Annotated in this window: 28 protein-coding genes; 15 read left to right on the top strand and 13 right to left on the bottom strand. The window is 58.2% G+C overall.

What is annotated here, in order from left to right:
- Positions 1–2: 2 nt before the first annotated feature.
- Together ffh and GOX73_RS18435 are read right to left on the bottom strand one after the other, a co-directional pair.
- On the bottom strand, positions 3–1,508 hold the full coding sequence (ffh, locus tag GOX73_RS18440; RefSeq protein ID WP_170418150.1) for a signal recognition particle protein: 1,506 nt from the start codon (positions 1,506–1,508) through the stop codon (positions 3–5).
- A gap of 208 nt (positions 1,509–1,716) precedes the next feature.
- Positions 1,717–2,226: a hypothetical protein gene (locus tag GOX73_RS18435; protein WP_171126885.1), complete on the bottom strand. Its 510-nt coding sequence runs from the start codon at positions 2,224–2,226 to the stop codon at positions 1,717–1,719.
- Positions 2,227–2,316: 90 nt separating this feature from the next.
- Between GOX73_RS18435 and GOX73_RS18430 the strand changes: the two genes are divergently transcribed.
- Entirely contained in the window at positions 2,317–2,847 is a 531-nt protein-coding gene (locus tag GOX73_RS18430) for a prolyl-tRNA synthetase associated domain-containing protein (protein ID WP_171126884.1), read from the top strand.
- Here the strand turns inward: GOX73_RS18430 and GOX73_RS18425 are convergent, their stop codons facing one another.
- Complete coding sequence (locus tag GOX73_RS18425) at positions 2,848–3,588, bottom strand: aspartate/glutamate racemase family protein (protein ID WP_171126883.1); 741 nt, start codon at positions 3,586–3,588, stop codon at positions 2,848–2,850.
- Positions 3,589–3,661: 73 nt separating this feature from the next.
- Entirely contained in the window at positions 3,662–4,243 is a 582-nt protein-coding gene (locus tag GOX73_RS18420) for an FMN-dependent NADH-azoreductase (RefSeq protein WP_171126882.1), read from the bottom strand.
- A 121-nt stretch (positions 4,244–4,364) separates the two neighbouring features.
- On the opposite strand from GOX73_RS18420, the gene GOX73_RS18415 reads away from it, so the two are divergent.
- From GOX73_RS18415 to GOX73_RS18405, 3 genes are read left to right on the top strand one after another with little or no spacing between them, the layout of a single operon-like run.
- Positions 4,365–5,243 carry a LysR family transcriptional regulator gene (locus tag GOX73_RS18415; RefSeq protein ID WP_171126881.1) on the top strand — a complete coding sequence of 293 codons (879 nt, stop codon included), beginning with the start codon at positions 4,365–4,367 and terminating at the stop codon, positions 5,241–5,243.
- A complete protein-coding gene (locus tag GOX73_RS18410) occupies positions 5,240–6,160 on the top strand; it encodes a DMT family transporter (RefSeq protein ID WP_171126880.1) in 921 nt (306 codons plus the stop codon). The genes GOX73_RS18415 and GOX73_RS18410 overlap by 4 nt, the downstream gene beginning before the upstream one ends.
- Before the next feature lie 43 nt (positions 6,161–6,203).
- On the top strand, positions 6,204–6,617 hold the full coding sequence (locus GOX73_RS18405; protein ID WP_171126879.1) for a universal stress protein: 414 nt from the start codon (positions 6,204–6,206) through the stop codon (positions 6,615–6,617).
- A gap of 5 nt (positions 6,618–6,622) precedes the next feature.
- Here the strand turns inward: GOX73_RS18405 and GOX73_RS18400 are convergent, their stop codons facing one another.
- On the bottom strand, positions 6,623–6,955 hold the full coding sequence (locus tag GOX73_RS18400) for a metalloregulator ArsR/SmtB family transcription factor (RefSeq protein ID WP_171126939.1): 333 nt from the start codon (positions 6,953–6,955) through the stop codon (positions 6,623–6,625).
- Between the two features lie 231 nt (positions 6,956–7,186).
- Here GOX73_RS18400 and GOX73_RS18395 point away from each other — a divergent pair, with 231 nt between their 5' ends.
- From GOX73_RS18395 to GOX73_RS18375, 5 genes are all read left to right on the top strand, one after another.
- Positions 7,187–7,519: an AtpZ/AtpI family protein gene (locus tag GOX73_RS18395; RefSeq protein ID WP_171126878.1), complete on the top strand. Its 333-nt coding sequence runs from the start codon at positions 7,187–7,189 to the stop codon at positions 7,517–7,519.
- Positions 7,520–7,521: 2 nt separating this feature from the next.
- Positions 7,522–8,280 carry a F0F1 ATP synthase subunit A gene (locus GOX73_RS18390; protein WP_171126877.1) on the top strand — a complete coding sequence of 253 codons (759 nt, stop codon included), beginning with the start codon at positions 7,522–7,524 and terminating at the stop codon, positions 8,278–8,280.
- A 48-nt stretch (positions 8,281–8,328) separates the two neighbouring features.
- Entirely contained in the window at positions 8,329–8,553 is a 225-nt protein-coding gene (locus GOX73_RS18385; RefSeq protein WP_005981269.1) for a F0F1 ATP synthase subunit C, read from the top strand.
- A gap of 86 nt (positions 8,554–8,639) precedes the next feature.
- A complete protein-coding gene (locus GOX73_RS18380; RefSeq protein WP_171125327.1) occupies positions 8,640–9,191 on the top strand; it encodes a F0F1 ATP synthase subunit B' in 552 nt (183 codons plus the stop codon).
- 5 nt (positions 9,192–9,196) lie between these two features.
- A complete protein-coding gene (locus GOX73_RS18375; RefSeq protein WP_171125325.1) occupies positions 9,197–9,757 on the top strand; it encodes a F0F1 ATP synthase subunit B in 561 nt (186 codons plus the stop codon).
- 83 nt (positions 9,758–9,840) lie between these two features.
- On the opposite strand, the gene GOX73_RS18370 is transcribed toward GOX73_RS18375, so the two are convergent.
- The gene (locus GOX73_RS18370; RefSeq protein WP_171135054.1) at positions 9,841–10,515 is read right to left on the bottom strand and encodes a hypothetical protein; all 675 of its coding nucleotides are present in this window, start codon (positions 10,513–10,515) and stop codon (positions 9,841–9,843) included.
- A gap of 151 nt (positions 10,516–10,666) precedes the next feature.
- On the bottom strand, positions 10,667–11,437 hold the full coding sequence (locus GOX73_RS18365; RefSeq protein ID WP_171126875.1) for an FCD domain-containing protein: 771 nt from the start codon (positions 11,435–11,437) through the stop codon (positions 10,667–10,669).
- A 155-nt stretch (positions 11,438–11,592) separates the two neighbouring features.
- On the opposite strand from GOX73_RS18365, the gene GOX73_RS18360 reads away from it, so the two are divergent.
- The 4 genes from GOX73_RS18360 (at position 11,593) to GOX73_RS18345 (ending at position 17,245) form a co-directional block, all read left to right on the top strand.
- The gene (locus GOX73_RS18360; protein ID WP_171126874.1) at positions 11,593–12,831 is read left to right on the top strand and encodes a PLP-dependent aminotransferase family protein; all 1,239 of its coding nucleotides are present in this window, start codon (positions 11,593–11,595) and stop codon (positions 12,829–12,831) included.
- Positions 12,832–12,838: 7 nt separating this feature from the next.
- Complete coding sequence (locus tag GOX73_RS18355; RefSeq protein WP_171126873.1) at positions 12,839–13,246, top strand: hypothetical protein; 408 nt, start codon at positions 12,839–12,841, stop codon at positions 13,244–13,246.
- Between the two features lie 139 nt (positions 13,247–13,385).
- The gene (locus GOX73_RS18350) at positions 13,386–16,841 is read left to right on the top strand and encodes a chromosome segregation SMC family protein (RefSeq protein WP_171126872.1); all 3,456 of its coding nucleotides are present in this window, start codon (positions 13,386–13,388) and stop codon (positions 16,839–16,841) included.
- Positions 16,842–16,894: 53 nt separating this feature from the next.
- Positions 16,895–17,245 (top strand): hypothetical protein, encoded by a 351-nt coding sequence (locus tag GOX73_RS18345; protein ID WP_171126871.1) that lies wholly within the window; start codon positions 16,895–16,897, stop codon positions 17,243–17,245.
- A gap of 8 nt (positions 17,246–17,253) precedes the next feature.
- On the opposite strand, the gene GOX73_RS18340 is transcribed toward GOX73_RS18345, so the two are convergent.
- From GOX73_RS18340 to GOX73_RS18320, 5 genes are all read right to left on the bottom strand, one after another.
- On the bottom strand, positions 17,254–17,769 hold the full coding sequence (locus GOX73_RS18340; protein WP_171126870.1) for a GFA family protein: 516 nt from the start codon (positions 17,767–17,769) through the stop codon (positions 17,254–17,256).
- The gene (locus tag GOX73_RS18335; RefSeq protein ID WP_171125310.1) at positions 17,753–18,046 is read right to left on the bottom strand and encodes an antibiotic biosynthesis monooxygenase; all 294 of its coding nucleotides are present in this window, start codon (positions 18,044–18,046) and stop codon (positions 17,753–17,755) included. The genes GOX73_RS18340 and GOX73_RS18335 overlap by 17 nt, the downstream gene beginning before the upstream one ends.
- Before the next feature lie 110 nt (positions 18,047–18,156).
- Positions 18,157–19,320 carry a lytic murein transglycosylase gene (locus tag GOX73_RS18330; protein WP_171126869.1) on the bottom strand — a complete coding sequence of 388 codons (1,164 nt, stop codon included), beginning with the start codon at positions 19,318–19,320 and terminating at the stop codon, positions 18,157–18,159.
- 11 nt (positions 19,321–19,331) lie between these two features.
- Positions 19,332–20,252: an adenosylcobinamide-phosphate synthase CbiB gene (cbiB, locus tag GOX73_RS18325; protein ID WP_171126868.1), complete on the bottom strand. Its 921-nt coding sequence runs from the start codon at positions 20,250–20,252 to the stop codon at positions 19,332–19,334.
- Positions 20,249–21,214 carry a threonine-phosphate decarboxylase gene (locus GOX73_RS18320; protein ID WP_171126867.1) on the bottom strand — a complete coding sequence of 322 codons (966 nt, stop codon included), beginning with the start codon at positions 21,212–21,214 and terminating at the stop codon, positions 20,249–20,251. The genes cbiB and GOX73_RS18320 overlap by 4 nt, the downstream gene beginning before the upstream one ends.
- Positions 21,215–21,397: 183 nt before the next feature.
- On the opposite strand from GOX73_RS18320, the gene GOX73_RS18315 reads away from it, so the two are divergent.
- Positions 21,398–21,760 carry a response regulator transcription factor gene (locus tag GOX73_RS18315; RefSeq protein WP_171126866.1) on the top strand — a complete coding sequence of 121 codons (363 nt, stop codon included), beginning with the start codon at positions 21,398–21,400 and terminating at the stop codon, positions 21,758–21,760.
- On the opposite strand, the gene GOX73_RS18310 is transcribed toward GOX73_RS18315, so the two are convergent.
- On the bottom strand, positions 21,742–22,731 hold the full coding sequence (locus GOX73_RS18310; protein ID WP_171126865.1) for a glutathione S-transferase family protein: 990 nt from the start codon (positions 22,729–22,731) through the stop codon (positions 21,742–21,744). The genes GOX73_RS18315 and GOX73_RS18310 overlap by 19 nt on opposite strands.
- 213 nt (positions 22,732–22,944) lie before the next feature.
- Between GOX73_RS18310 and GOX73_RS18305 the strand changes: the two genes are divergently transcribed.
- Positions 22,945–23,298, top strand: a complete 354-nt coding sequence (locus tag GOX73_RS18305) for a hypothetical protein (RefSeq protein WP_171126864.1) — start codon at positions 22,945–22,947, stop codon at positions 23,296–23,298.
- The last annotated feature ends 20 nt before the right edge of the window (positions 23,299–23,318 follow it).

Genomic DNA, 23,318 nt, shown 5'->3' with positions numbered 1-23,318 from the left:
GTTTACTTCTTCTTCCCAAAGCCGCTGAGGCCCGGAGGCAGCGCCATGCCGCCACCCATTCCGGGCATGCCGCCGGGCATCTTGCCCATCGCCTTTGCCGCCTGTTCCAGTGCCTTGGGGTCCATGCCCGCAGCCATTTCCTCGGGCGAGGGGCCGCCTTTGCCGAACATGCCTTTCATGGCCTGTTTCAGCATCTTGCCTTTGCCCATCTTGCCCATCTTTTTCATCATGTCCGACATCTGCCGGTGCATCTTGAGCAGCTTGTTGAGGTCGCTGACTTCCATCCCCGAACCTGCCGCGATCCGCTTTTTGCGGCTGGCCTGCAATAGTTGCGGATTGGCGCGCTCGCGTTTGGTCATCGACTGGATCATGGCGATCTGGCGCTTGAGCACCTTGTCGTCCATGCCTGCTTCTTCGACCTGCTTGGCCATTTTGCCCATGCCCGGCATCATGCCCATCATTCCCTGCATGCCGCCCATCTGGATCATCTGCTCTAGCTGCATTTTCAGGTCGTTCATGTTGAACTGACCCTTGACCATGCGCTTCATCATGCGCTCGGTCTGTTCCATCTCCATCGTTTCCTGGGCCTTTTCTACCAAGGCAACGATGTCGCCCATGCCCAGAATACGACCGGCGATCCGGTCCGGCTCGAAGGTTTCGAGCGCGTCCATTTTTTCGCCCAGACCGACAAAGCGAATGGGCTTGCCAGTGACCGCGCGCATCGACAGCGCCGCGCCACCGCGCCCGTCGCCGTCCATACGGGTCAGGACCACGCCCGAGATGCCGACCTTGGCGTCGAACTCTTCGGCGACTTCAACGGCGACCTGACCGGTCAGACCGTCGACGACCAGCAAGGTCTCGCGCGGATCGACCGCGTTGCGGACCTGCTCGACCTCGTCCATCAGGACTTCGTCGATATGCAGTCGACCCGCGGTGTCCAGCATGTAGACGTCATAGCCGCCCAGCGTCGCCTGCTGTTTGGCACGCTTGGCAATGTCGACGGGTTTCTGGCCCGGCACGATTGGCAGGGTATCGACGCCGACCTGCGTGCCCAGAACGGCCAACTGATCCATCGCCGCCGGGCGATAGACGTCGAGCGAGGCCATCAGGACCTTCTTGCCCTCTTTCTCTTTCAGGCGCTTGGCCAGCTTACCGGTGGTGGTCGTCTTACCCGAGCCTTGCAGGCCGACCATCAGGATCGGGGCGGGCGGGTTGTCGATCTTCAGTTTGCCGGGGTCTTCTTCGCCACGCAGCGTATCGACCAGCGCGTCATGTACGATCTTGACGACCTGCTGACCGGGGGTGATCGACTTGGTCACCGCCTGACCGGTTGCCTGTTCCTGCACCTTCTTGACGAATTCACGTGCAACCGGCAGCGAGACATCGGCCTCAAGAAGCGCAACGCGAACTTCGCGCAGGGCGGTCTTGACGTCTTCTTCAGACAGCGCGCCCTGTTTGGTCAGCCGGTCAAAGACGCCAGAAAGGCGTTCGGATAGATTTTCAAACATGCCTTCGGCCTCCTTAGCCGGTTATCTGGTGGCGCTTCTCAGATAAGAAGCACGGGTTAAATGCACAATTGCCCCCTCCCACTGAATTAGACGTGGGGGTAATGCCAAATGGCATTGCCCCCACGGGCGAAACTCGCTGGTGGGGGGCGATCCCTGAACGACTCAAGGGACCGGAAGGTCAGACGCTTCCGGATGTTTGGATGGGGCTTTAGGCCGATTGATCGTCAGAGTCAACCGTGCGTGCCGGAAGCCAATCATTGACGGCATCGACCATCCGATGAGACCCGTGCCCGCTGACATAGGCGCTGACGATGGGGTGGCGTCCCGCGCTCATGCCTTGGTCGAGGATCAAGACGGGCCGGTGCATCGTGCTGGAGCCGTTGTTGCCGTTCGACGTAGTGGTCTCGACCTCGGCATGTGAAAGGTTGGACAAAACATGCCGTACCGTTTCATAGCCAAAGATGGATTGCCGTCGGATCAGAATGCTGTCGGTGTTGCGGTCCAGAATGACCTGCACGCGGCGAACGAATACGCAGAACGCAATAAATCCCATGCCGCCGCCAAACAGCGCGACGAAAATGCCGGACCAGTCGCCTTCGGCAATCATCGACAGGCCAGCCCCGACAAAGCAGAGAATGAAGAAGACCAGCATAATGCCAATCAGCCACGGCCTGTTGGACAGGATCAGTTGGTTTGGTGTCTTGCGCGTCACTTTCATGGCCGGACGCTAACATTGAAATCCCATGCTGTCGTGGCTTGAAATTACCGCCACGGTACGCGATGAGCGCAAAAAATTCAGGAGAGTATCATGGACGCCTCATCTGCCTTTCAGGATACATTGCCGCTCAGCTCTGACGCGTTGCTGGCCAAATTGGATGAGTGGGGGCTGGCCTACAGGCTGCACACCCATGTCCCTCTGCGCACGGTGGAGGAGTCAAAGGCGGTTGAAGATCAGTTCATGGTCCCCGGTGAGAACGCGCTGCGCCTGAAAAACCTTTATCTGCGCGATAAGAAAAAGCGGAACTATCTGGTGACGTTGGAACAAAGCCGAGACATAGACCTTAAGGCGTTGGGCGCGGAACTGGGCGTCGGGAACCTTTCGTTCGGTTCGCCGGATCGGCTGATGCAGAACCTTGGAATTCGGCCCGGCGCGGTCAGCCCACTGGCGATGATAAACGGTGTGGAAAACAACGTCCGGTTCTTTATGGATGCAGCGGGGCAGCAGGCCGACGTGATCTATATGCACCCGCTGGTCAACGACCGCACCATCGCAATGGCGCGCGGGGACCTGATGGCGTTTTTCGGCCGGATCGGCTGTGACGTGACTTGGCTGCCCTGATCAGGATTCAAGTGCCTCTTTTAACGCTGCTGCGACATGCGCTGCCGAGGGATTGACGAATAGATGCCCGTCCGCCTCGAACACGGCGTCGTCCAGATTGTCGGGGAAGGCCAGCGGCAGTTCGGTGCAGGCCAGTAGGATCGCGGTTCCGGGCTTGGCGTGTTTGTTGCAATAGGCCACCAGCCGGGCCCGCGCCGTTTCTGATGCGCCGCCGTAGAAATCCGTGTCGATCATATTCTGCATCTCGGCAATCTCGGCGTCCGGCAGGGGCGCGTTGGCATTAATCTGGGCCTTGGCCAACCTATCGGCATAGTTCGATGCCTGCATCGTAACAGTCGTGCCCAGAACCAGGGCCTGCGTGGCTTCGGTTGCGGCGGTTGCTTCGGCTGCGGCGTCGAAGATACTGAGGATCGGCATGGAAACGCCCTGCCGGATCGCGTGCAGGCGCATGTGCGGCGTGTTGGAGGCGATAATGCCGAAATCGCAACCCGCATGTTCCAGGGTCAGCAAGGCATCGCGAAAGACGGCGTCAAAGGTGGCCCAGCTTTCCTCATCCCCGGCGACGCCTCTCAATGAGCGGGTCTTGGCCTGTGTGACAGATTCGATTGTCATGGGCGGGATCGGCAGGGGGGATTCATGACCACGCTCTGCAAAATACTGCCCGGCGCCTTGCGCGATGGCCCTGTAATAATCAACGGTTGAGGCCCAGCCCACACCGCCCAAAATTCCGATTTTCTTCATGATAAACGTCCAGTCTGCGCAATCGTGTTCAATTGCAGACTGGACGTTTGAATATGTAAAGACCAGAGGTCAATCAAGCGGCCAGTTCTGAAACAGCCTGACGCGCGTTGTCCAGCGTGGCTTCGGCGTCCAGTGCCATCTGATCAGCGGCAATAACATCGAAGGTGTGAATGCCGATAAAGCCCAGCACGTGTTTGGCATAGTCAGTGGCAAAGTCTATGTCTGACCCCACAGCCGTTCCGCCCGACGCGATGGCCAGTACAGCGCGTTTGCCTTCCAATAGGCCTTTGGGGCCGTTCTCGGTATAGGAAAAGGTCAATCCAACCCTGGCAACAAGGTCTATCCAAGCTTTGAAGGCCGCCGGGACCGAGAAGTTATAGATCGGTAGGCCGATGACGATCGTATCCGCCTGCTGCAACTCTGCTACCAGTTCGTCAGACAAGGAAAGTTGGTCACGCTGAACTTCGTCGCGCTGATCGGCAGGGGTAAAGTTCGCAGCAATCCAGTCCTCGGTCAAAAGCGGCAGCGGAGTCGCCAGATCACGGCGAATGATACGTCCGGCGTTCAGGTGTTTCACGATCCGGTCGGACAAGTCACGGGTGGTAGATCCTTCGCGGCGGGCCGAGGCGTCTATATGCAGGATGGTCTTGGTCATTGGGTTCAGTCCTGATTGAGTAAGGTTTTTCGCTCTGATCCCAATATGATTGTTGCGTCTACGAACAAAACTCTGATACTCCAACAGTGAATGTTGAAATTTGCACAATGGAACCGATGCAATGGACAATTGGGATGAGGTGAGAACCGCCTATCAGGTCGCGCGAATGGGTACGGTCAGCGGCGCGGCCGAAATACTGGGTGTGCATCATGCCACGGTCATCCGGCATATCGATGCAATCGAGGCGCGGTTGGGGATCAAACTGTTCCAGCGTCATGCGCGCGGCTACACCCCCACTGAGGCCGGGGAAGACCTGCTGCGCGTCGCGCAGGCAACCGAAGATCAGTTCAACCAACTGGTCGGGCGCATGAAAGGTCGCGGGGATGATGTGTCGGGCGAGTTGGTTGTAACGTCACTGTCTTCTTTGGCACCCTTGGTCGTTCCGGTCCTGAGCGAGTTTCAACGCGTGCACCCGGACCTGATCGTGCGCTACCTGACGGGCGACAGGTTGTTTCGATTGGAATACGGCGAGGCGCATGTGGCCATCCGTGCGGGCTCGGCCCCTGATCAGCCAGACAATGTTGTGCAACCTTTCATCACGCAGGAAGTCGGTCTCTATGCCAGTAGGGATTATATTGACCGATACGGCAAGCCGGCGACCATCGAGGATTTTGCAAACCACTACTTCGTCAGCACGGATGATGAAAACAGCCGCGCTCCGTTTTCACGCTGGTTACGTCAGACAGTGCCGGTCGAACGGATCACGTTCCGCTGCACGAACAACTTTTGCATTCGCGAGGCAGTGCTGTCCGGCGCAGGTATAGGTTTCATGGCCCGGTGGGAGGCCGCCCGCGATCCGAGTCTGGTCGAGGTCATTAAGCCGATGCCGGAATGGTTCGGCAATTTGTGGCTGGTCACTCATGTTGACCTGCATCGCACGACCAAGGTGCAGGCGTTCCTGACCTTTTTGAAAGAACAATCCAAAAGTTGGTTGCCATGAGCCCGCAAGCCCTTGGCCATTTGGCCATGCTTATTTTTTCAGCGTTGGTTGCGGGCAGTTTCTCATTGGGTTCCATGATCGCCAACAAAATTGCCCCCGAGGTGGTTACGGCGGCACGGTTCGCAATTGCTGCGGTAGTGATCGGGGTTGCTGCGCTTTTGACAACCGGTCTGCCGCGCAGCGCAGCACGAGCGCCCTGGCGCTATCTGGTGCTGGGCGGGCTATTTGCCACCTATTTCGTTCTTATGTTCCATGGCCTGAAAACAGCCCCACCTGTCAGTGCTGCAGCCGTCTTTACCCTGACGCCGGTTCTGTCCGCCGTGGCGGGCTGGGTTTTGCTTCGACAAGTGACCACACCCCGAATGGCGTTGGCGCTTACCATCGGGGCAGTCGGCGCGCTGTGGGTTATTTTCAGGGCGGATTGGCAGGCATTTACGGCCTTCCAGATCGGGACCGGAGAAATCATCTATTTCTGGGGGTGCGTCGCGCATGCGATCTACACACCTATGGTTCGCAAGCTCAACCGCGGTGAACCGGCGGTCGTGTTTGCATTTGGTACGATATTGGCAGGTTGCCTGATGCTGACGCTATATGGCTGGTCCGACATTCGTGCAACCGATTGGGCAAACCTGCCAATGATCGTTTGGGCCGGATTGCTGTACGTCTCGATTTTTGCCACGGCGGCTAGTTTTGTGCTGGTTCAGTTCTCGGCCCTGCGCCTGCCGTCCGCTAAAGTGATGGCCTACACGTATCTTGTGCCCAGTTGGGTGATCCTGTGGGAAATTGCGCTTGGAAATGGTGTCCCGGCTGCATTGATCCTGGTTGGTGTGGTTCTGACCTGTGCCGCGTTGCTCATGCTGTTGCGCCCGGACGAGGCACCTGATGCAAAGCCCGCTCTTGAGGCAGATCAAAGCTGATACATGCGGGTTTTCCTATGCTCGGGCCAAGGAGGGTTGCACCATGTATAACCACATCATGTTTCCGGTTGACCTGCATTTGCCGCCCGAGGTTCGCAAAGCCGCAAATGTCGCCGCCGAAATTGCCAAGTGGCAAGGTGCCAAGATCACAGTTGTGAGCGTCACGGGAACCCAGCCCGGTGACCCCGTCCAAACAGACGCCACAATCGGCGATAACCTACGGGAATTTGCGGATCATCTGGCCAAGAACAGCGGCACAGAAGTCGCCTTTCAAAATATCCATTCGGTTGACGTCGCGATCGAGGTGGATGCAGATCTGGCCAAGGCAGCGGAAGACATCGGTGCGGACCTGATCGTGGTCGGCACACATGCGCCCCGTATCATGGATTATATCCTATCAAGCCACGCCGGTTATCTGGCCAAGCACGCCCGCGTTTCCGTCTTTGTCGTGCGGTGACTGCGTTATTCTTTTGCAGTCGGTAGCTCGACTTCGAGGAACCGTTCGAACGCGTCTAGGTTTACCGGCTCGAACTGTCCAAACCCTTGCATCCAGACAGACGCGGCCCTCAGCGCGTCGGGCTCTAGCTTGCACCATTTTACCCGTCCACGTTTTTCCTGACTAATCAACCCGGCCTTGGTCAGGATCACCAGATGTTTCGAGATCGCAGCCAGCGACATCTCGAACGGCTCTGCCACGTCGGTCACGGCCATGTCGTCCTCAAGCAACATCGCAAGGATGGTGCGGCGCGTGGGATCGGCGAGGGCAGCAAAGACGGTATCGAGATCGTTGGACATGGTTCCGCTGAACCACAGCGCCCGGGTTTGGTCAACCATTTGGTTGAATATGCGATTTCAGCGGTTTTGAGCGCAAGTCGTCAGGTGCGGCTGACGTGTCAGGCTGGTGACGTGAAGGAAAATGAATTAAAAACAAATACTTAAATTGATCTTGTCCGAGCGTTCAATGCCGTTGACTCTGCGCGCCGTGCCCCTTAGCACCCTACCCAAGACTGTGCGAAGGAAACGCCCGTGACTGATGATGACCAAAAGCAGCGTATGGCGCAGCTTGAGGCCAAGATCGACGCGGCGAAAAAGGCCAAAGAGCTACCCAAGCGCGCGGACAGTGACATATCCGGCGGCGAGCTTGCCTGGAGGATGGTCATCGAAATGGTATCCGGTCTGGGGATCGGATTTGGCATCGGATACGGGCTGGACAGCCTGCTCGGGACGATCCCGATCTTTCTGGTGCTGTTCACATTGCTGGGCCTTGTCGCGGGCGTGAAGGTTATGCTCCGCAGCGCGAAAGAGGTTCAAGAGAAACAAGCGGCGGCGACGGCTGCCGAGAAGGACGAGAGGGACTGAACGTGGCAACTGAGACCACCGCAGCAGAAGGCAGCAGCCTGGTATTCCACCCGATGGATCAGTTCATCGTCAAACCGCTGTTTGGCGATGGCGCTGTTGGTATGTTCACCATCACCAACGTGACCCTGTGGCTGTTCTTTGCGATCGCTGCGGTTGTTCTGCTGCTGGTTCTGCCGACATCAAAGCGCGCGATTGTTCCGACACGTATGCAGTCGGTCGCAGAATTGACCTACGGTTTCGTCTACAAGATGCTGGAAGACATCTGCGGCAAGGAAGGCGTCAAGTTCTTCCCTTATGTCATGACCCTGTTCATGTTCATTGTCTGCGCCAACTTCCTGGGCCTGATCCCGACCTCGTTCACCACAACCTCGCATTTCGCGGTCACTATCCCGCTGGCGCTGGCCGTGTTCCTGACCGTGACCGTTCTGGGCTTTGTCAAAAACGGTGCCGCGTTCCTGGGCCTGTTCTGGGTCTCCAGTGCGCCTCTGGCGCTGCGCCCGATCCTGGCGATCATCGAGCTGATCTCGTACTTCGTGCGCCCCGTCAGCCACTCCATTCGTCTTGCCGGTAACGTCATGGCAGGCCACGCGGTGATCAAGGTGTTCGCAGGCTTCGCTGCGGTCGCCGTGATCTCACCCGTGTCCGTTCTGGCGATCACCGCAATGTATGGCCTCGAGGTCCTGGTGGCCTTCATTCAGGCCTACGTTTTCACCATTCTGACCTGTGTTTATCTGAAAGATGCGCTGCATCCGTCGCACTAAGGTCCGAACACCCAACATCGAAACTTCCAATTCGTAAGGAGATACATCATGGAAGGCGATCTCGCACACATCGGCGCAGGCCTGGCAGCAATCGGTTCCGGCGCAGCCGCAATCGGGGTGGGCAACGTAGCAGGCAACTTCCTGGCCGGCGCCCTGCGCAACCCTTCGGCGGCTGCTTCGCAGACCGCAACCCTCTTCATCGGTATCGCATTCGCAGAAGCCCTGGGGATCTTCGCATTCCTGGTCTCGCTGCTGCTGATGTTCGCCGTATAATCTGCGGAACCTGATCCTTACGCGCAGGTGGGCCCAAGCCATAGCGGTCCACCTGTTGTAAAGACAAGTTTCCGACGGAGGATATCATGGCGACTGAACCCCTTACAAAAGAGGTAGCTGGCTCGTGCGTCGACTCCTATGGCTCTGCCATCGGGATGCCGCAGCTCTGCTTCGATTGGTTCCCCAACCAGATTTTCTGGCTGGTCATTACGCTGGTCGTCATCTTTCTGGTCCTGTCTCGCGTGGCTCTGCCCCGCATCGCGGCAATCCTGGCTGAACGTCAGGGGACCATTACAAATGACCTGGCTGCGGCCGAAGATCTGAAGGCCAAGGCGGTCGAGGCCGAAGAGGCCTATAACAAGGCGCTGGCCGATGCCCGTTCTGAGGCACAGCGTATCGCAGCGGAAGCCCGTGCTGAAATTCAGTCCGGTCTGGATGACGCGATTGCCAAGGCGGACGCGGAAATCGCTGCAAAGGCGGCTGAATCGGAAAAGGCAATTGCCGAAATCCGTGCAGGTGCGCTGGAAAGCATTCAAGTGGTTGCCAAGGATACGGCGGCTGAACTGGTTACTGCACTGGGCGGCGAGGCGGATGCCAAAGCCATCGACAGTGCAATTGACGCGCAGACGAAAGGATAAGTGACATGCGGAATACTCTTGCCCTTATCCTGACCGTCGGTGCAGCTAGCCCGGCGTTTGCGGCCAAAGGTCCGTTCTTCTCGCTTGGCAACACGGATTTTGTGGTCCTTCTGGGCTTCATCGTGTTCATCGCGGTTCTGTTCTATTTCAAGGTCCCCGGCATGATCGGTGGCGCGTTGGACAACCGTGCCGAGGGCATCAAGTCCGAACTGGACGAAGCCCGCGCCCTGCATGAAGAAGCGCGCAGCCTGCTTGCCTCGTATGAGCGTAAGCAGCGTGAAGTGCAAACGCAGGCAGACGCTATCGTTGCGGCGGCCAAGGACGACGCGGCTCTGGCTGCTGAACAAGCCAAGGTCGATCTGGAAAAATCCATCGCACGCCGCCTGGCGGCTGCGCAGGATCAGATTGCATCGGCTGAGGCTTCGGCTGTGAAAGAAGTCCGTGATCAGGCCATCACCGTTGCAGTTTCCGCAGCAAACACGGTTCTGGCCAAACAGATGACTGCTACGCAAGCCAACAAGCTTATCGACGCGGCAATCGCCGATGTGGGCGAAAAGCTGCACTAAGCTGTTGCGCAATCCGAACAAGAAACCCGGCCGTAGAGCCGGGTTTTTTGTTTGTCAGAGTTCGGATGCGGTATTGCCACTCATTACCCCGGCAACTTGCTGAGGGCGCTTTCGTAATCCGGCGAGGCCACAAACAATTCCGGCAAATCCGCCAGTGCCCTGTCGATGGGGTCATAAACCTCAGCAGCCTTCGCCAAAACTTCGTCAGGGATAGACTTGCGCGCCCGTTCAGCCCGCTCTGGCAAAGTGAACTTCAATCCCAGAAAATCTTGGACATCTTCTTGTCTGCGCCAGATCGCATCGTAGCTGAGGCACAGAACAGGGACATCCTGAAACGTGCCCCATCGCCTCATCTGTTCGACCTGATTGAGAACATCAAATTCGAACAGATCATCGAATGTCCCCTTGGCGTGAAGGTGTTCAAAGTGCTGGTCTACCCAATCACGCCCAAATCTCTCCAACGCGGAATAGACGGAAAGGGCAGAGTCTTTCGTGGGGCCAAAACAGAACAGAACCTTGACGTTTTCGCGGCCCTTCAGGCCAGCCGGAAAATCATGGGTCTTGATCAGAGATCCCGCAGGCAATTCAGCCGTTGCCAATTCCGGTTCAAACCCTGCCTTTGGTTTTCGGAACCAGCGGCGACGCTTGCAGGCCACCCAAAGCGCGTCAAACATTAGCGTACTGCCCGATCTGCCATTGCTGGCCACAATTATGCAGGGGTCATCTTTGCTGTTCAGGCCGAAAGTAAGTTTGGACATGTTGATAATCAGGGTTCCCACACGGGTTCGGGGTCTACCGGCACTAGATGTCTAACTTTCGGCAAAAGGTCCAGCGATTAGCCGAAGTCTCGTGCCGGCCTGTCAGTCCGCGTGTGACTTTAAAGCTGCTCGGAAACGCACCAAAGCGCCCTTAAGCCTGTCCGGTTTCGTGATCCAGCCTTTGCTGCGCGATCGCCTCGTTACGGAGGGCCTTCTGGTGGTCTTCCATACATTGCCGCACAAAGCTCAGGTGACGATGTACTGCTTCTCTGGCACCTTCCGGATCGCGGGCCTGAAGCGCGGCGTTGATGTCTCGGTGCTGATCTAGAATAGCCTCGCGCGTGGTGCGCTGGTTGAACATCATTTGGCGATTGTAGAAAACACCTTGCCGCAGCAAGTCAAACATGGATCGCATCATGTGCAGCATCACGACGTTATGGCTTGCGTCGATGATGGCCATATGAAACTGGGCGTCCAGATGCGCTTCGTCTTCCGGGGCATTGCGCGTGTGGGCGGCTTCCATTTTGTCAAAGATCGTCTGAACGACCTTCAAATCGCTTTCCGACCCCAGTCGCGCCGCGCGCTCGGCTGCCAACCCCTCCATATCCCGGCGGAAAGACAGATAGTCCGAAACCGCCTCATCATGGCTGCTGAACAGTCGGATCAGGGCGGGGGAAAAGGCCGATCCCAAAACCTCGGCCACATAGATGCCGGATCCGGCTTTTGCGGTCAGCAGGCCTTGGTCCTGCAGTTCGGATATTGCTTCGCGCAGGGATGGACGGGACACGCCCAGTCGTTCGGCCAGTTCACGCTCGGCCGGAAGGCGCTCGCCGGGGCGTAGGATGCCTCGCAGGATCAGCAATTCGATTTGCCGCACCACCGCTATTGAGAGCTTTTCGGTCTGAACTTTTTGAAAGGGCATGAGGATGTCGTTTTGAGAATTGGTCAAATCATATGACCACGGTTTGCGGGGCGGTTCAAGAAGAGCAGATCACAGGGTTCAAAACATTAGGTCAGCAATATTGACATTAATGTGTGAGTCACTAGTGTTCACCCATTCAAGAGCGGAGGAGGCTCATGACCAACCACGAGTTGTTTGCAACGCGGGCGTCGCGCATGAAGGCGTCGGAAATTCGCGAATTGCTGAAGCTGCTAGATCAGCCCGGAATCATTTCCTTTGCAGGCGGAATTCCGGACCCGGCCTTGTTTCCCGCAGACGCATTCTCGCAGGCTTTTCAGGTTGCGCTTGGTCCAGAAAAACAGGCGCAGGCCCTGCAGTATTCGGTCAGCGAAGGCTATGCCCCGTTACGTGAATGGCTTGTCGACCACATGCGCGAGATCGGCGTTGTCTGCGACGTCGACAACATCCTGATCACATCCGGGTCACAGCAAGCGTTGGACTATTTGGGTAAGCTTTACCTGTCGCCCGGCGATACGGCGCTTGTTGGTTGGCCGACATATCTGGGCGCGCTGGCTGCGTTCAACGCCTATGAGCCACGGTTCGACCGGCTAAGCGTGAATGGCAACCGGGGTGCTGATGAATACGTCGCCGCTGCCGGGGCCGGCAGGGTCAAGTTTGCCTACCTGTCTCCGGATTTCGCCAACCCAACGGGCGAGACCATGGATTTGCGGGGCCGCGAGGCTTTGCTGGATCTTGCTGAGGACTTGAATTGCGCCGTGATCGAAGACGGGGCGTATCAGGCGTTGCGATATGAAGGGGAAGCGATTCCTCCTATTTTGGCACTGGAACTGGCGCGGAAAGGGTCGATCGAGGACTGTCGCACGATCTATTGCGGCAGCTTCTCCAAGACGCTGTCGCCGGGCCTTAGGGTCGGATGGGTTGTTGCGGCCAAGCCCGTGATCTCTCAACTGGTGCTGATGAAGCAGGCTACTGATCTTCACTCGGCGACCATTAACCAGATGGCGATCGACCAAGTGGCTCGGGCGTGTTTCGCCACGCATATCCCAATGCTGCGACAGACTTATGGCGCGCGCCGGGGAGCGATGCTGGATGCGTTGGAAGAATACATGTCGGATGGGGTGGAATGGACGAAGCCCGAAGGGGGGATGTTTGTCTGGCTGACGCTGCCTGTTGGTACTGATGGAGCCGCATTGCTGTCCCGCGCTTTGGAAACGGTCAAAGTGGCCTTTGTTCCGGGTCAGGCATTTTTCCCAGATGGCTCGGGTGCAAACACGATCCGTTTGAGCTTTTCAAATTCGGACGAGGCGACAATTCGTGAAGGCATACGTCGCTTGGGTGAGGTCTTGCAGGCCTGCATGCGCAATAAGGGTCTGTTAACCAATTCCGGCCATTGATCGGGGTATGAAACGGCTTCTGACTTTGCTGCTGATGTTGGCCGCTTGTTCGGCTGGCACACCGCAATTCCGCGATGTTCCGGCCACTCGTATTGCTGTCAACGGCAGCGTTTTTGACGTACGCGTGAGAGGAGAGTTGGCCGAGGCGGTGCGGATCAACACGCAATATGCCCCGCGCTTGGGCCCAATCCGCGATCGCGCAGCCCTTGCGATGGCACAGGTATCTGGCTGCCCGATTCTTGATGTTCTGGGTGATGCGGCCGTCACGGTCGGCGTTTTGGGGTGTGACCGTCAGGCTGGTGAACGCTTGTTATTGACCTCGATTTCGGTGCCAAACTACGAATGTATTGATTTTGGCACCTATGAAAGTTCAGGTGACGGCGGTTATCAGGTTTTTGAGTGTACGCCCTATTGATACAGACTGAGACCGGCGGAAATCAGCAAGATATTGTGGATAACTCATGCTGATATCCCATATCCTGCGCAACCTCGTTGACTCAGCCCCAATCTGTTGCGCAGACTTCCAGATATAGGAATCATGGGACCCGTCGCCTTTGCGCTTTAGCAAACTCAAACTCACCGGCTTCAAAAGCTTTGTTGATCCGACCGACCTGATCATCGCGGACGGGTTGACCGGAGTTGTGGGTCCAAATGGCTGCGGCAAGTCCAATCTCCTGGAAGCGTTGCGTTGGGTTATGGGGGAAAACCGTCCCAAATCCATGCGCGGTGGCGCGATGGAGGATGTGATTTTTGCGGGGGCGGCCACACGTCCCGCTCGCAACTTTGCCGAAGTTGTTTTGACCATGGACAACTCGGAACGGCTGGCCCCGTCAGGGTTCAATGACACCGATCAGCTTGAGATCGTACGCCGTATCACCCGCGATGTGGGCAGCGCCTATAAGACCAATGGCAAGGACGTGCGGGCGCGCGATGTGCAGATGCTGTTTGCCGATGCGTCCACGGGGGCGCATTCACCCGCGCTTGTGGGTCAGAACCGCATCGCCGAATTGATCAACGCCAAACCTCGCGCGCGTCGGCGTATCCTGGAAGAGGCTGCGGGGATCTCCGGTCTGTACCAGCGTCGGCACGAGGCCGAGTTGAAGCTGAAAGGTACTGAATCCAACCTGACGCGCGTCGATGACGTGCTGGAACAGCTTGGAACGCAGCTTGCGCAGTTGGCCCGACAAGCGCGCCAGGCCGCGCGTTATCGCGAGATTGGCGAGCAATTGCGGCAGGCCGAGGGGATGCTGCTGTATCGTCGCTGGAAAGAGGCCGACATGGCCCGCCAGCAGGCCGAAGAAAAGCTGCGCGAGCGCATTACCGAGGCGTCCCGCGCCGAGGCCGAAGCGCGTGAAGCGGCGGCCAAACGCGCCGAGATCGAGCAAACTCTGCCCGCTCTACGCGAGGAAGAGGCGATTGCCGCTGCCGTGTTGCAACGCCAGCAGGTGCAGCGCGATCAACTGGCCGACCAGGAAACACGCGCGCGGCAGACGATCGAAACCCTGACCAACCGCATTCAGCAGTTGGGTAACGATATTGAGCGTGAGGCCGGTCTGAACCGCGACGCAGGTCAGATGATCGAACGGTTGGAGTGGGAGGCGAGAGAGCTTGCCAAGGCCGCCGAAGGACATGACGAGAAAGTCGCCGAAGCCGCCGAGATTGCGCGCGAGGCAGCGTCTGTCCTGCAGGACCGCGAGGATCACCTCTCGCAGGAAACCGAGGATATGGCCCGTCTTGTCGCCCGGCACCAGTCGGCGCAGCGTTTGGTTGAGGACAGCCGCAAGACGCTGGCCCGGTCTGAGGGTGAAGAAGAAAAAGCCCGTGTCGCGGTGGACGAAGCCCGTGACGCACTAAGCCGCGCAACCGCCGCGTTCGAGGCTGCTCATGAGAGTGAGGAAGAAGCCCGAGAATCTGCTGAGGCCGCTGAAGAAGCCCTGGCAGCTGCGGATGAGTTGCGCACCGAAACACAGGCCCGAGAGGCCGAGGCCCGTGCCCAACGGTCCGAAGCTGAAGGTGAGCTTGGCGCCATTCGCGCCGAAACCGCGGCCCTTGCGAAACTGGTCGAACGTGACACGGCCGAAGGCGGGCAGGTGCTTGACCTGCTGCGCGTGGCGCCGGGTTACGAAAAGGCGCTGGGTGCGGCGCTGGCCGATGATCTGCGCGCGCCTCTAGTCGAAGGTGACGGACCGTCCGGCTGGGTTCAGGTTGCCGGATACGATGCCGATCAGCCCCTGCCAGACGGCGCAGAGCCGCTGGCGCTGCATGTCTCAGGGCCGGACCGTCTGAGCCGCCGGATTGCTCAGATCGGGTTGGTCGACGCAGAACAAGGTGCGCGGTTGCAGGCCTCGCTGCAACCAGGGCAACGTCTGGTGTCGCGCTCGGGTGATTTGTGGCGCTGGGACGGGTTCCGGGCCTGGGCCGAGGACGCGCCAAGCGCGGCTGCCCTTCGGTTGGAGCAACTGAACAAGCTGGAAGCGCTGAAACAGGAATTGGCCCGGACCGAAGCGCAAGCCGACGGTGCACGCGCGGCGCATGAGGCCCTGTCGCAGCAACTGGCCGATGTCACCGAAGCGGACCGCCGAGCGCGTGAAGCCCGCCGTGCTGCTGATCAGCGTATGGCGGAAACTGCTCGGCAACTCAGCCGGGCCGAGGCCGACCGCAATCTGGCACAGGGCAAGCTTGAGACTTTGACCCTTGCCGTCGACCGCCACAAGGAAGACGCCATGTCTGCCCGCGCCCAACTGCGCGAGGCCGAGGGTGCGCTGACCGGTTTGGGTGATCTGGACAGCGCCCGCGCGCAGGTTGAGGACATCAAACAGACAGTCGAGGCCGCGCGGATCACGATGCTGACCCACCGTTCGACCCATGATGAGCTGCGCCGCGAAGGAGAGGCCCGAACCCGGCGCACACAAGAGGTGACCAAAGACCTGAGCGGGTGGCGGCACCGTCTGGACAGTGCCGAGAAGCGAATTTCGGAACTGGCAGAGCGCAAGGAAAGCTCGGAAGACGAGCTGTCCGAAGCCATGGCCGCCCCCGGTGAAATTGCCGAGGCGCGCGAAGAACTCAACGAGTTGATTGAAACGGCCGAAGCGCGTCGGGCCGAGGCTGCGGATAAGCTGGCTCTGGCCGAAACCCAGCAGCGCGAAGTTGTCATGGCCGAGCGGGATGCAGAGCGCGTCGCGTCCGAAGCCCGCGAGACCCGAGCGGCTGCCGAGGCACGGTGTGATGCCGCCAAAGAAGGGGTGACCGCGGCGGCTGAACGCATTGCCGAAGATCAGCAACTGACCCCGAACCAGTTGTTGAATCAGTTGGACGTGAACCCCGACCAGATGCCCGCCGCCGACGCGCTTGAGGCCGAGGTCAACCGCCACAAACGTCAGCGCGACGCGATGGGCGCGGTGAACCTGCGCGCCGAAGAAGACAGCAAAGAGGTTCAGGAGGAATTCGACACGCTGAACGGTGAAAAGGCTGATCTGGAAGAGGCGATCAAGGCGCTGCGCAGCGGTATTGCCAGCCTCAACCGCGAAGGGCGCGAGCGTCTGCTGACCGCGTTTGAACAGGTGAATTCGAACTTCGCCATGCTATTCAAGCACCTGTTTGGCGGCGGCGAGGCCAATCTGGTCATGGTCGAAAGCGATGACCCGCTGGATGCCGGGCTTGAGATCATGTGCCAGCCGCCGGGCAAGAAGCTCTCGACCCTCAGCCTCTTGTCGGGTGGGGAGCAAACTCTGACCGCGACCGCGCTGATCTTTGGCGTCTTCCTCGCCAACCCCGCGCCGATCTGTGTGCTGGACGAGGTCGACGCGCCGCTGGACGACGCCAACGTGACACGCTTCTGCGACCTGCTGGACGAGATGTGCCGCCAGACCGACACGCGGTTCCTGATCATCACCCACCACGCGGTGACGATGGCAAGGATGGACAGGCTGTTCGGCGTGACCATGCAGGAACAAGGCGTCAGCCAACTGGTTTCCGTCGATCTGAAGAAGGCCGAGCAGATGGTCGCCTGACCGCTCACTGCATCGTGACGCCTGTTGCGGGTCTTTCACGATAGGGTCGCGGTATGACCCGATATCTGATCCTCGCCCTGCTGATCGCTGGCCCTGCCAGCGCCGCCGATTGGCCGACCAAACCCGGAGACACCCCCCTGTCGCCCGAAGAGCTGGACGCGTTGGCGGGTCAAACTTTCACCTTCTACGATGACGGTCAGGCTGCATTCTCGGCCGGGGGTGCCTACTCCTATACCTACGCCAGCGGCGACGCGGCCTTTGGCACCTATTCCATCGCCGAAGACGGCAGCGTCTGTATCGCCTATCGCAACGGATTCAGTCGCTGTGATCTGTACGTGCGCAGTGGAGAACGCTTGATCCTGATTGATGAGAAAGGCGATCGGTATCCGGTCAGGCCGGAGTGACTGATCCATCAGGAAAAAGCTGTCTCCAATCGTTTTAGCGAACTTTGAGGCCACACTTCATCGAATGTGTAAAATTCTTTGAAGGCGGGAATCTCCTCGCTGAGTGGTACCCAAGCTTGTTTGCTGTTCGTGAAAATCTGCGCATCCGGAGGACATTGATCCGGGTTGTCCAATGTCCCAACACGCACGTACTTTAACTTGCCAAGACGGATCATGTAGCTGCTGAACACGGCGACGCCACAATTCTTGCAACGCGTAATAATCTGGCCTTTACCGCTTGGCGTGGAAAGTTCGTGTTCAGTGATCGGCCCCTCAAGCTGCACGCGGTCAGCCTCAATAATGGCGTTCAAGACATAAGCCGCTCCGGTTTGTCGCTGGCATTCGTTACAGTGACAGCAATGGACGAACATAGGTGGTGTCGTCATCTGATACGTTACGGCTCCGCAGCCGCATTTTCCCTTGATCATTGTTTCCCCCAAGTTGTCGTTTGCATTCGTGCCATCGTCTTTATTCGACCAGTTCATAGTGTTTGATCGAACGCGACTCGACCAACTCTGTCTCTGCGGGATCGATGTGCGGACTCTGGTAGTCTTCGCCGACAAACGCCTTAAGTGACTCTAGATTTTCCCACACCATAACAAAGCTGAATTCTCGGGGTGTGTCGGTGCGCGCAGCCCCAGGAAATACTTGAACCATGCCCTTGGTGCTTCGCATCAAGGGGATCGCTGTTTCATGGAAGAATTTGCTGAACTCTTCTTCTTTGCCCGGCCGAGTCACGACCTGAAAAATGCGCATGATCATTCTTCCATCCTCCGAAAAGTTTGGTTCCTGCATGCACGAGCGCCTCAGCTTCTAGGACCATATCATTTTGTAACGACCTTGTCTTATTAGGGCACAAACCAGACACCCTTTTACAACCGCCCCAACAACTCTGCCGTCGGCCACGCATCCGCAGGCAGACCCAGCCGTTGTTGCTCGGCCTGAACGGTCGCCCGTGTCCCGGCCCCCAGAATGCCGTCGATCTTGCCTACATCATGGCCGCGTGCCTGAAGTTTGGTTTGTAGCTGCTTCATCTGTGCGCCTGTCAAACCCTGTGTTGGATTCCCGGCGTCATAGATTTGGGCACCTTCCAGACGGGTGCCGAAATAGGCGGCGGTCAGGACGTAGACAAAGCTCTGGTTCCATTCGAAATAGACGTCGAAATTGGGATAGGCCAGAAACGCCGGTCCCTTGTGTCCCTGCGGCAGGATCAGTGATGCAGGCAGGTTGGCCAGTGAACCGCTCCGGGCCTGTACGCCCATCGCCTGCCAGTCCGATACCGGGCGCGGCTTGCCCGGACCGGACAGAGACCAATCCATTTGGTCCGGAACCGCGACCTCCTGCAGCCACGGCTGACCCGGTTGCCACCCAAGATGCGACAGCATTTTTGCGCCGGACATCAGCGCATCCGGGGCCGAGGTTTTCAGAGAAACCGTCCCGTCTCCGTCGCCGTCCACGCCATTGTCCAGAATATCCTGCGGCAGCATTTGGACCATGCCGATTTCTCCGGCCCATGCCCCTGTGGTGCGGGCGGGGTCGAAATTGCCCTGACTGTACAATTCCAGCGCCGCAAATATCTGAGGGCGGAACAGTTCGGGCCGGCGGCAATCATGGGCCAATGTCACCAGTGCGTTGCGGGTGTTGAAATCCCCCTGAACCGCTCCGTAGTCGGTTTCAAACGCCCAGAATGCCAGCAACACGCCGCGTGATACCCCATATTCCCGCTCAATCCGGTCAAAAACAGCGTCGTATTTGCGTGACATGGCCTGCCCGCGATCTATTCGGTTTTGCGAGATCAGGCGGCGAGAGAAATCAATGAATGGTTTTTGAAAGACGCCTTGCGCGCGGTCAGCTCTGAGAACGGCGCCATCCTGCTGAACACCTTGAAAGAAAGCGTCGATAGTAGATTTATCAAACCCGTTGTCGACCGCCTCGGTCTTTAACCCATTCACAAAGGAATTGAACCCGCCACCACATTGGGCAAAGGCGGGTGTGATGAATAGGGTGGTTGCAACAAGACCAGAAAGAAAACGCATGGGTGGCACCGTCAGAGAATAAAACTAAGCCCAGCCCACACCGACACGAGGCCCAGCGCAAGCCCCCAAACGGTCCACAGCATGTTACATGCGCGGAAAACCTCCGGTGCACCGATCTCACGCGGGGCATCGCCGTTGACCCATGCCAAATCCCGAAGCTTTCCATCATAGCTGCGCGGCCCGGCAAGTGCGACGTTCAGGGCACGGGCCATGGCGGCCTCGGGCCAGCCTGCGTTTGGCGAGATATGGCGCCGCGCGTCTGAGGTGATTCCTTGCCACTGCGCCCATTGACCAGATTGCACGACGATCATGACGCTGGTCAGGCGGGCAGGGATCAGGTTCAGAACATCATCCAGACGGGCGGCGGCCCAACCAAACTCAAGATATTTTTCTGAGCGGTAGCCGATCATGCTGTCGGCCGTGTTGACCGCCTTGTAGATCAGCAGACCCGGCAGCCCGGCAACCAGAAACCAGAAGGCGGGCGCAATGACACCGTCGCTCAGGTTTTCGGCGGCACTTTCGATCGCTGACCGCGCGACCTGTGCCTCGGTCATGTCGCGTGTGTCCCGTGAGACAATCATGGCCACTTTCGCGCGCCCCTGGTCAAGCGAGGCGTTCAGCCCCTCGGCCACATCTCGCACATGCGTCACAAGGGATTTCTGCGCCAAGAGAATGGCGCAGATCACAAGCTCAACCACGGGGCCTAGCATGGCCAGTGCGCCTCCGAGTATCATTGCGCCGATGACCAGTAGGACGACCACGGCGACCCCTTTCAGGCGCGGGTGCCCGCCATTGTTCAATCGTTTGTCCAGCAGGCCGATAAGGTTACCGATCATCACCGCGGGGTGCCTTACCCGGGACCACACCCAATCCGGCTCCCCCAGTGCCGCGTCCAGACACATGGCGCAGACCAGCAGAAAAGCGGTGTTCACAGCGCGGCCTCCAGCCGTGCCCAGCCATTTGCAGGTGGAAGCCCCAGCCGCAGGTAGGTTTGCGAATAGGGGAAGATGCGGCTCCAGATATGCGCATGGGCCAGACGGTCTTGCCAATCGGCGGCCTTGTCGACCGCATAAAGACGGAACAGCGTGGTTCCCCCCACAAGCCGCGCACCCTTCCGCGTCAGAAGGGTATCCAGCCTGATTGTTTCCTCGGTCAGGCGTTGGCGTGTGGCGTCGGCCCAAGCTGTATCGCTCAGGGCTCGTTCTCCGATCCGCAGGGCGGGACCGGAAACGGCCCAAGGTCCGGTCAGGTCGTTCAGGCGGGCAATCAGGTTCGGGTCGCCGATTGCGAAGCCAAGGCGTAATCCCGCCAACCCCCAGAACTTGCCAAAGCTTTTCAGTACGATCACACCCGGTTTGGTCCCCAAATGGATCAGGGACGCTTCGGGGCTGACATCGCAAAAGCTTTCGTCAATCACGGTTAGCGGGGCATTTGCGTCGGCTTCGTTCCATATGCGCCCATCTGGGTTGTTTGGGTGTACGATAACGCGGGCTTCGGCCGGGCCGTAGGACTGAATTGACCATCCATGCGCTGAAAAAGCGGCTGCGTGTTCATTGTAGGTGGGCGGCGTGATGTGAACCAGCCCGCGCGGTGCAAGATCGGGTATGCGTGCAATCAGGGCGGAAGCGCCAGGTGCGGGTAAAATGTCAGCCTCGTCGGGAACGGACCAAAAACGCCGCGCGGCACTGGTCAGGCGTTCAAACGCGCCGTGATCGGGAAGCGCGCTCCAATCCGAGGGCGTCAAACCTGTGACATCATAAGGATGCGGATTGATCCCGGTCGAAAGATCCATCCAATCGCCGCGTGCCCCACCATAAGATTCGATTGCCCCGTCTAGCCCGCCGCCATGATCCCGATTGGATCGGGGGTTCAAGATATCGTTATGGGTTGTCATCGTGAAGCTCGTTGGAATCCTTGATTTCGGTCCGTTTCAAGCGGATTTTCGCCGTCGGCACAAGCAAATCCACGCGATCCGGAAGCCCTGCAGATACCGTTAACAGTTTGTTAAGGAAATCGCGTGATCACAAACTGCAGGGGCCAGCACTGTTTGTTCTACCTTGCCCCGAGGTTGTTGCTGATGAATGTTTTGATTGTAGAGAGTAACCCTGATCTTGGTCGGGTCTGGAAAAGGCATCTGGAGCGTCAGGGCGCTGAGGTCACGCTTGTGGCCGGGCAAGAGGCCGCGATCCTTGCGCTTTATGGCGCAGAGTTTGACATCATTGTGTTGGACCTTGTGCTGGAAACCGGCAGCGCTCTGGCTGTTGCCGACTTCGCCAGCTATCGCCGCCCCGAAGCGCGGGTGATATTTGTCACCAACACCACGTTTTTCTCGGATGGGTCGATTTTCGCGCATAGCCCAAATGCCTGCGCCTATGTCCAAAGTGAAACGCCGCCAGAGGATCTGGCGGCGATGGTTGAACATTACGCGGCGGGTCGCTGACCGCGACCGTGTGGTTCCATGTAGTCCAGCACGGGGTTCACCGGGATAATCCGGTGCGGATTTATACTGTCGTGACTATAGTGGTAGTGCCGCACGATATGGTTCATGTTCACGGTCTTAGCGACACCGGGCCATTGATAAAGCTCGCGGGTATAGGCCCACAGGTTCGGGTAATCGACCAGACGGTTTCGGTTGCACTTGAAATGCAGGTGATAGACGGGGTCGAACCTGATCAAGGTTGTGAACAGCCTCCAATCAGCTTCTGTAACGCGATCTCCCATAAGATAGCGATGGGTGCTCAGGCGGTTTTCCAGCCAGCCCAGTGTTTCAAATAGCGGCCCAACAGCCGCGTCATACGCTTGCTGACTGGTTGCGAACCCTGACTTGTACACGCCGTTGTTGACGTCAGAATAGATACGCGCGTTGACCTCTTCGATATCGTCACGCATAGCCTCGGGCCAGTAATCGTCGGTGTTTCCTGTGATCCCGTCGAAGGCCGAGTTGAACATGCGGATGATCTCGGAACTTTCATTCGAAACAATGGTTTCCTGGGTATTGTCCCATAGAATTGGCACCGTAACGCGGCCCGAATAGGCGGGATCGGCCTTGGTATAGACTTGATGGGCGAACTCCAACCCAAAGAGCCCGTCCCCTGTGGCGCCATGGTCGTCTGTTTCAAACGTCCAGCCTTTGTCCATCATGTCAGGATGTACCACTGAAACCGAGATAAGGTCAGTCAACCCCTTCAATTCGCGAAAGATCAACGTGCGGTGTGCCCACGGGCAGGCGAGGCTGACATAGAGGTGATAGCGATTCGGTTCGGCCTTGAAGCCCCCCTTGCCGGACGGACCTGCGCTGCCGTCTGCCGTTATCCAATTGCGAAACTGCGCTGCACTTCGTTTGAACGCCCCGCCTGTGGACTTGGTGTCATACCATGTGTCGTGCCACTTGCCGTCGACCAACAGGCCCATGCTCTGATCCTCCGAATTGAGATGTCAAAGAACATAGGCGGTCGCCTTAAAGGTTCCTATGCGAGGCGACGCGCATATTGCCTGCGCCTGCGCACAAATCCGGTTGGGATTTCCGTGCAACAGGTTGAAATCCAAACGCTCTTGGTGACCAGCTTTACTGGATTTTTACATTCCGACCCTCACAATAGGACTCTGCTGCGGGGGAAATTTGCAATGACGACCTATGTTTCAAAGGAAATTAGTGCCGAATTGGATGCGGCACGAATCGCAGGATTGAAAAAGACAAGCCGACTTCGTGTTCAATTTGGCGACAATACGTTCAAAATCCTGCGATTGTGGAAGGGCGGCTTTACCGTCGAAGCTGAAACGACACCTCAGCTTCGTGGTCTGGTCGATATTTATGATGGCGCAAATCACCTCTACCAGTGCCTGATCATCGCGGATCAGGACGAAGCCGGTGAAATGCGGTATGAATTCAAGCGCAGCACTGCTGCCTCGGACAAGGCTCCGCTGGATTTCTACCGCGATCCCGATGCTCCGATAGCCTTGCTGGGGCATAAGGACTAAGCCTTAGCCCAACGGATCAA

Origin of the sequence: Ruegeria sp. HKCCD7221 (genome assembly GCF_013031225.1) — a bacterium.
In the GTDB taxonomy this organism is placed as follows: domain Bacteria; phylum Pseudomonadota; class Alphaproteobacteria; order Rhodobacterales; family Rhodobacteraceae; genus Ruegeria.
This window is presented reverse-complemented; position numbering and strand designations above follow the sequence as displayed.

Coding starts and splice junctions, on each gene's coding strand:
- GOX73_RS18435 (WP_171126885.1), bottom strand. CDS start 2,226: ATGAAAGTGACGCGCAAGACACCAAACCAACTGATCCTGTCCAACAGG.
- GOX73_RS18320 (WP_171126867.1), bottom strand. CDS start 21,214: ATGACAACCCATAACGATATCTTGAACCCCCGATCCAATCGGGATCAT.
- GOX73_RS18405 (WP_171126879.1), top strand. CDS start 6,204: ATGTATAACCACATCATGTTTCCGGTTGACCTGCATTTGCCGCCCGAG.
- GOX73_RS18365 (WP_171126875.1), bottom strand. CDS start 11,437: ATGCCCTTTCAAAAAGTTCAGACCGAAAAGCTCTCAATAGCGGTGGTG.
- ffh (WP_170418150.1), bottom strand. CDS start 1,508: ATGTTTGAAAATCTATCCGAACGCCTTTCTGGCGTCTTTGACCGGCTG.
- GOX73_RS18310 (WP_171126865.1), bottom strand. CDS start 22,731: ATGGGCCTGTTGGTCGACGGCAAGTGGCACGACACATGGTATGACACC.
- GOX73_RS18415 (WP_171126881.1), top strand. CDS start 4,365: ATGGACAATTGGGATGAGGTGAGAACCGCCTATCAGGTCGCGCGAATG.
- GOX73_RS18410 (WP_171126880.1), top strand. CDS start 5,240: ATGAGCCCGCAAGCCCTTGGCCATTTGGCCATGCTTATTTTTTCAGCG.
- GOX73_RS18420 (WP_171126882.1), bottom strand. CDS start 4,243: ATGACCAAGACCATCCTGCATATAGACGCCTCGGCCCGCCGCGAAGGA.
- GOX73_RS18345 (WP_171126871.1), top strand. CDS start 16,895: ATGACCCGATATCTGATCCTCGCCCTGCTGATCGCTGGCCCTGCCAGC.
- GOX73_RS18375 (WP_171125325.1), top strand. CDS start 9,197: ATGCGGAATACTCTTGCCCTTATCCTGACCGTCGGTGCAGCTAGCCCG.
- GOX73_RS18330 (WP_171126869.1), bottom strand. CDS start 19,320: ATGCGTTTTCTTTCTGGTCTTGTTGCAACCACCCTATTCATCACACCC.
- GOX73_RS18370 (WP_171135054.1), bottom strand. CDS start 10,515: ATGTCCAAACTTACTTTCGGCCTGAACAGCAAAGATGACCCCTGCATA.
- GOX73_RS18360 (WP_171126874.1), top strand. CDS start 11,593: ATGACCAACCACGAGTTGTTTGCAACGCGGGCGTCGCGCATGAAGGCG.
- GOX73_RS18385 (WP_005981269.1), top strand. CDS start 8,329: ATGGAAGGCGATCTCGCACACATCGGCGCAGGCCTGGCAGCAATCGGT.
- GOX73_RS18335 (WP_171125310.1), bottom strand. CDS start 18,046: ATGATCATGCGCATTTTTCAGGTCGTGACTCGGCCGGGCAAAGAAGAA.
- GOX73_RS18340 (WP_171126870.1), bottom strand. CDS start 17,769: ATGAACTGGTCGAATAAAGACGATGGCACGAATGCAAACGACAACTTG.
- GOX73_RS18305 (WP_171126864.1), top strand. CDS start 22,945: ATGACGACCTATGTTTCAAAGGAAATTAGTGCCGAATTGGATGCGGCA.
- GOX73_RS18430 (WP_171126884.1), top strand. CDS start 2,317: ATGGACGCCTCATCTGCCTTTCAGGATACATTGCCGCTCAGCTCTGAC.
- GOX73_RS18355 (WP_171126873.1), top strand. CDS start 12,839: ATGAAACGGCTTCTGACTTTGCTGCTGATGTTGGCCGCTTGTTCGGCT.
- GOX73_RS18400 (WP_171126939.1), bottom strand. CDS start 6,955: ATGTCCAACGATCTCGATACCGTCTTTGCTGCCCTCGCCGATCCCACG.
- GOX73_RS18315 (WP_171126866.1), top strand. CDS start 21,398: ATGAATGTTTTGATTGTAGAGAGTAACCCTGATCTTGGTCGGGTCTGG.
- GOX73_RS18425 (WP_171126883.1), bottom strand. CDS start 3,588: ATGAAGAAAATCGGAATTTTGGGCGGTGTGGGCTGGGCCTCAACCGTT.
- GOX73_RS18380 (WP_171125327.1), top strand. CDS start 8,640: ATGGCGACTGAACCCCTTACAAAAGAGGTAGCTGGCTCGTGCGTCGAC.